The sequence below is a fragment of the Psychrobacter sp. ENNN9_III genome (genome assembly GCF_001462175.1).
Lineage (GTDB): Bacteria > Pseudomonadota > Gammaproteobacteria > Pseudomonadales > Moraxellaceae > Psychrobacter.
Genome location: NZ_LNUO01000171.1, coordinates 21,960 through 28,518, shown reverse-complemented (window position 1 = coordinate 28,518; position 6,559 = coordinate 21,960). Strand labels below are relative to the sequence as shown.

Here is a 6,559-nt window from a genome sequence, read left to right as displayed (position 1 = left end):
TTAATCCCCTTAGAGATTAACTGCTTTAATACGTCAAGATCACAGCTTCCGCTTATGCAGTCAGATGGTCTACATCTTATATATAAGCTAATATCTTTATCATAGTCAGATTTTTTAAAAAGCTTAAGTACTGATCCCGTTAAAAATGCACTAATTAAAATAATTGAATTAGACTTTTCAATTAATACATTTAGAACATCGGTGACAGTATTAGTATCAACAAGCTTGTTTTCTGAACTTTTCAATCTATTGTTAATATTCATCTTGATTCAAATAACCATCTAAAACTTCACCCCATTTTTCACGCGATAGTCTGTATCTTCTTCTAACTTCATCAGTTGGAGCTTCTTTTTCCATTCTACCCCAAGCTGCTAGACAAACTTTAAGTAGCATTTGATCTCTTTCAGTTGCTTTTGACATAAAGTTTCTATAAAAATTATGCTCATTATTTATTTGGATCAAAGTGAGGCCCTGATTGAGAGATATGTCGAAAAGAGTAGTCAAAGGACCTTCTTTCTCAATAAATTGTACTTTAATATTGTTGTCAATAACATTTGTAGTTAGCTCTTCAAGTTCTGTCTTAGTATAGCTATACTCACTCAATGCTTCCCTAACCTCGTCACGATCAGCTGGTTCAAAATCTCCTGCGGTAGGGTATTCGTTTGAGCGTTGTTCTTCAGCATTTGAAGCAATAACGCTTGCAGGATCTGCATTTTCAGAACCTTGGTTTTTTGTGACTTTACCGTAAGTGATATTTTTTAGTTTTAATTCATTGAAAGTTTCAAAAGCACCCTCGATTTTTGCTAGACACTCTAATAGTAAAGCATGATCTGGGTCACTTTCCTTTATGGCACTGATTACTTCGGCTTCATCAACACCTTCTTGCAAAGCTATTTCTGGTAAGTTGGCAGGCTGGATTTTAGTAGCGCTCTGCTTATTGTTAGTTACTCCAAAAAAATTATCTAAGCTAGGTGGGAAATGAACTTCAACACCTATATATCTATCTTTTTGATAATTATCTTTAATCTTAAAGTCTCTTTTTAAATCGAGTTCTCTTCCAGAACGGATTATTGATAAACCTATGTTCGATGCAAACTGTCTGCCTACATCGGTACTACCAATTTTTGAATTAGTTTGTTCTGTCAATTTTTCTGCAAAACTTTTCTTAACTGAAGATGCTCTAATACAGTAATAACCTTTAGTTCCATCAGAGAGCTCAATTTCTTCACGATTACTTTGACCATCAAGACTTATATCAAACAAAGATTGTCCTTTGAAATCTGATGGAAAGTCTTTAGCGTCTTCGACTACTGTATCTGTCATTAAATATAATGGATCATTAGCCTTAAACGATACTGGATTTTCACTTTTATAACCTCCAGTAGATTCATCAAATAATTGGTTTTCAAAAACAATGCGAACTCTTTTACTTTCATCCTTATGTTGAATCATATAACGATACATACGGCCAATAAGATTTTGAGTATGTTTAAGTAAAGCTATAGAGGTTTTCCAATGTAACCTGTCAAGTGATGACCATACAATCACTGTGCCAGAATTAGGCACCGACCCTTTGTAAGCATCTGCTATGATATTATCTAAATCTTTAATTTCAGGATAGGGAATAGTTTCCTGTTTACCACTTTCTATTTCGTCAACATCTAAATAGGTATAGTAAGGTCTATTTCCATTTTGCCAACTCCAAACTTCAGTCTTTTTACACTGTGATATGCTGGAATTAGGAAGCCCCATACCGAACTTACCCATCCCTTCAGGATCTTCTTTATTTTTGGAAGCTCCAAATTCTAAAGCCATATATAAAGTTTCCTCATCCATACCGTAGCCATCATCTAAGATCGCTATTTTCTGAATACGTCTACGACTCGTAGCATTTACTTTTTCGTACGCTTCAAAGCAGACAAAACGAACAGTCTTAGCTCCCGCCTGGATGCTATTATCAATTAGTTCAGCAAGGGCATAGGCTGTATTTTTATATCCATTATCTCGCATAGATCCAATGACTTGAGAGGGACGGACGTATGGATGTTGAGGTAAACTCATTAATGATCCTTATTTTTAGGTTTCCAACTGGTATCCCAGTATTTAAATGCGTTGTACATATTGTTAAATTGTTTGTCTTCATCTTTTACAGTATAGATTCGACAATTTTTACTTCCACCACTTTTAGGACCGCGCATAGCACGTCCAGCCATTTGTAAGTATTGTATTAAGGAGGAGGTTGGTCTGGTAATGAAAACTGAATTAGTACAAGGTGCATCGAATCCAGCAGTTAGTACACCATAATTAATTAAGACTCTTATTTCTTGATTTTTATAGCGTTGTATAGCCACGCTTCTTTGGTAGGAATCAGTCTTACCAACGATAACTTTAGATTTTATCCCTTCGTTATTTAGTAATATCTCTAGCCTTTTGGCATGATTGACATTTAAAGCAAATACAATACCCTGATTTAATGCATGTGGATTTTGTTCTATTTCAGGATGTGGAGCATTGATCTCTGCAATAACTGTATTTATAATTTCTTGATTACGTAGGTCGCTTTCAGCAAGATAACTCATTAGCTTATTATCATTTTCAAAGTCACCATGCATTCTAAATACAGTTTCGCTATTGTCATAATTGATAGGTAAAATTTTATATTGGGATAAGAATTCTTTTTCTATAAGATATTCAATAATTGATACATAACCGTGAATGTTAGGTGTAACTTTATTATTGCCAAATAATTCACTTAGCTGTTTATTTTCCTTATCATCTTCACTATTCGCATATGTTTTTCGACCTGGTGTTGCGCTCAGACCTAGCAAGAAACAGTTAGTGTCTGCCTTTTCAATTATATCTAAGATAATTTCTTTATAAGTAGATGCCAATGCCTTGTGTGCTTCATCAAATACAATTAGTCCAACATCTCTTTTAAAAGTATCTAGAATAAATTTTACATTTGTTTTATCTGAAGACTCCTGAGAGCGGAATTTTTGCAATCCAGCAACGATAAACCCTTCGCTGATACCACTTAGAGATAGACTAGAACTACCATAAAATGCAAAACTCCCCATTCCTCTATTACCTAGACTTTCCCAAGCTATGTTAAATTCGTTACGCGCTTGTTCACATAATTCCACAGTATCTGCAAACCAAATGACGCTTTTTTGAGTATTTTCCCTTAAGTACTCACAAATAAAATTGATTGCTGTACGAGTTTTTCCAGCGCCAGTAGGTAAATGAAGTAAAGCTCTGCGCTCTTCATTATCATATAGGTGCCATAAATCTGAAGTACAGCTTTGCTGATATTCACGAATAGGATATTTAGGTTCAATACGTCTGACAGCATCAAATTTAGAGTTCTGAGTTAATTCTTCAGGATTAGAATGAAAACCTAAGATCTGACTTAGCTGGCCTATATTTCTCTTAAAATAATCTGCTACAGTTTGATACTCATTATTATCTAATATTTCAATACTAAGGTGATTTATAAGATTTTGTAAAACAGATGATGATTGCTTATTAATTAGAAGCTCAACAAAAGAGAGTTTTTTGTCTGACTCTTCCGCTAAAATTTCATCAATTTGTGTCAAAATTAATGTACGGTAATCGATTGAAACCTTTTTGTCCTCTAGGTCTTGGATAATTAATCTTGTTTCACTATCATAATAATCATAACAGTCCATTTTAGAAAAGTTAGATAGCAAGTCTAGTGGTGTGATGTTCATCTAAAGTCCATAATTTTGTGCATTTATATCAGAAATGAGAGTGATTTTTTAAACCATAACACAAGTTGGCCTAAAACTGTAAACGATATTAAGGTAGTAGCTCTACAACGCAAAGCTCTATAGAAAAAACAAAAAAATAAGCGACTTTAGGTCGCTTATTTAACTTTGCTACTCAGTGAAATCGAGCGGCTATTTTCCCCTCAATCCATCCAGAAACCTCGCTCTCAACCCATGCTACGCGTCCCTTCGAGAGTTTTACCTGAATGGGGAAGGTGGGATCATAACGATTTGATTTTTTATCTAGCATATCGTAAATCGTTGTACTACTAAGCCCTGTATAGTGTATGACTTGCTTTAGTGGAAGCATACGAGGTATCTGTGGCATGCTTTGCATTGATGTATTTTGTTGAGTGTTTGCATTAAAATTTTCCATGACTAGCTCCTTGTAAGTGAATGAGAGCATCTCCTCTCATATACTTACCGAGTCCCATATTTTTTTTACGGCGTCCTATACTGACCGCGCGTACTCCTTATCAATCACATAAAAAAAGGAGCTGAATAATCAGCTCCTTTTTTTGTCGCATATCCATACAACTGTTTTAACTCACAGCTGTTACACTCTCCCTTAGACTTCTTTCAATATTACCGGCATTGTAGGGAGCCATACCATTTTTTGACCCTCCTTGATGATTACTATCAGCCTCATCTGTCTCCATCGGATAAAACTCTTCAGCCACATCCATCAGACCATCGCTATCAATCTCAAAGCAGGAATTTACATAACCTTGTTTGGCAGCTTCCTCTAATGCCGCTTGTTCAAAGCCGTGTTCGCTAAGCTCTTTATCAATTGCCTGTGCATCTTGTACCGCTTGTTTAAGCGTCACATCATCACGCAGCGTTAAATCCACAAAGTAAATCGGCGTGCGATAGCTTTGCGTGGTGCTCTTACCTCGGAGCGTGAGTTGTAATGGTAAGCATGACAGCTTATTGCCTGATACTGCAGCAAAGTAGCTCAGTCTTGCTGCCAGCGTACGAATGCTATTGAAACCCGTCGTACGAAAGATAAAGGTGCCCAGCTCATCGTCCTCACTCAGATTAACGTAAAGCCTGCCATAGGGTTTACAAGCACCACCTTGTGCCAAAGGACAATGATCGGGTGATGGGCATGGCAGTTGCTCTACGCCGTTATTCGTTCTGCGCTGACATTGCTCACCGTCACCCACGCATAGTGGACGACCTGTTTGTCTATCGAACAGCGTGTATTCTGCTCTGAGGTTTAACTCAGGATCATTGAACAACATGCGTACGGGTATTTGTCTGAGCTTACCATCGTTATTCTTACGAAGTTTTTCATCAAGCGGATGGTTAATCCAACCATCCTTATTTTGAATTTGGCTAGTGATGGTAAATTGGTCATCCTTAGCAGGGAGACGCTTGCCGTCTTTGTGAACGACTTTACCGATGCTAATACGACCTAGAACTGGCGGGGTTATCGTTAGACCTTTAATCATGGTGATATTCCTTATGTATTTAATAAAATGTGCTTAGCCATAAAAAAGCCCACCTGTGTTAGGTGGGCGGTTATGCGCTTGCTTTGATTAATTAGCTTTGACTGATCGATTGAAGTTTTGATGATTGAGTGATCTTTGGCTCAGTCATTAAGTACAACGAAGCGCCTGCTGCCTTGCTTTGTTTTACTAAACTGCTTAAGCAATTCTGGATGGGCTTTGATGACTGCTTTGCTATCCAATCCGACACTGTCTTTCGAGCGTTTCCATGAAATAGCCCCTTTCTCAAATACAGCAACTTCATTATCGGCAATCAGTGTTTGCAGCTGATGCTTGACCTGATCATGACGCTGCTCTAACTCCTGCATATAGTCACGATAGCTCAGCAATTGCTCAAACAGCTTATTAGCGCCGTCATCATCCGTTAGATCAACTTTGCTTGAGGGCTTAACGGTTGGATACAACTGCTTTAATGCCTGAGCAGCAGATTCTGAGTGATCAGGGGTTGGTGGCGTGTCCGTTGCTACGTATTGCCAGAACAGACGCTCATGCTCCATGATGGACTCAATCAAGCGCTCATCACGCTCAACCTTGTAGATCTTCGCTTCATGTCCACAAAGCAGCACGCAGATGTGCGCCGCAGTTTTACCAGTAACCGCTAACTGATGCTGTACTTGGCACGTGACATACAAAGGCACACCATGCTTCCAGAGTTTGGCCCCATGTTCACCAGCCGTCTTGCACTCTAAAATCTGCACCTCGTCATTGCCTGTGATGGCATAGTCTAAATTAGCCAGCATAAAGGCTTTGTCAAGATCAGGATGCTGTAAGACGGCATTCACCCGGCGTACCTTATTGCCTGTATGCTCTTGATAGTATTTAGCGACCATCGGCTCAAGCGTATTGCCCCAGTACAGTGGAGAGTAACCCTCAATACTCTCATCCATGTTTGAGCTCATGCGTCCCGTCTTAATCATCCATAGCTCAAGCATGGATAGGTATGGATGGATACCACAAGCGGCGGCGGCATCGGAGCTGCCAATGCCTTGTTTGCGTACTTGTAGCCAGTCTTCACGGCTTAAGTCTTTGGTGTTGACCAAACGTTTAGCACTCGTTGCTCGGCTAGCAGACGGCTTAACGCGTTTATTTTCTACCTTGGTTTTATCCTCCTTATTGTGCCAGGCTGTTAATGGAACTTTAACCCTAACGGTAGAACGCTTAGTCTGTCTTGGCTGAGTGCTTGTGTTTAATGCGATCATGTTCATGGTGATCTCCTTTTAGATTTATTGTTGGTGAGAAATAAACAGCATAAAAAAACCA

The 6,559-nt window shown here is 38.5% G+C and carries 6 protein-coding genes; all 6 read right to left on the bottom strand.

Annotated elements, in window-relative coordinates; translation table 11 throughout:
- Positions 1-263, bottom strand: a 263-nt coding sequence (locus PENNN9_RS13130) for a hypothetical protein (RefSeq protein WP_264752946.1), incomplete at its 3' end; no start/stop codon positions are given.
- Entirely contained in the window at positions 253-2,061 is a 1,809-nt protein-coding gene (locus tag PENNN9_RS10565) for an ATP-binding protein (protein ID WP_058369648.1), read from the bottom strand. The genes PENNN9_RS13130 and PENNN9_RS10565, both read right to left, overlap by 11 nt.
- Positions 2,061-3,731, bottom strand: a complete 1,671-nt coding sequence (locus PENNN9_RS10560; protein ID WP_058369647.1) for a DEAD/DEAH box helicase — start codon at positions 3,729-3,731, stop codon at positions 2,061-2,063. The genes PENNN9_RS10565 and PENNN9_RS10560 overlap by 1 nt, the downstream gene beginning before the upstream one ends.
- A 172-nt stretch (positions 3,732-3,903) precedes the next feature.
- On the bottom strand, positions 3,904-4,164 hold the full coding sequence (locus tag PENNN9_RS10555) for a helix-turn-helix transcriptional regulator (protein WP_227511797.1): 261 nt from the start codon (positions 4,162-4,164) through the stop codon (positions 3,904-3,906).
- 166 nt (positions 4,165-4,330) lie between these two features.
- Positions 4,331-5,242: a hypothetical protein gene (locus PENNN9_RS10550; protein ID WP_058369645.1), complete on the bottom strand. Its 912-nt coding sequence runs from the start codon at positions 5,240-5,242 to the stop codon at positions 4,331-4,333.
- Positions 5,243-5,382: 140 nt separating this feature from the next.
- On the bottom strand, positions 5,383-6,504 hold the full coding sequence (locus PENNN9_RS10545) for a YqaJ viral recombinase family protein (RefSeq protein WP_058369644.1): 1,122 nt from the start codon (positions 6,502-6,504) through the stop codon (positions 5,383-5,385).
- Between the last annotated feature and the right edge of the window lie 55 nt (positions 6,505-6,559).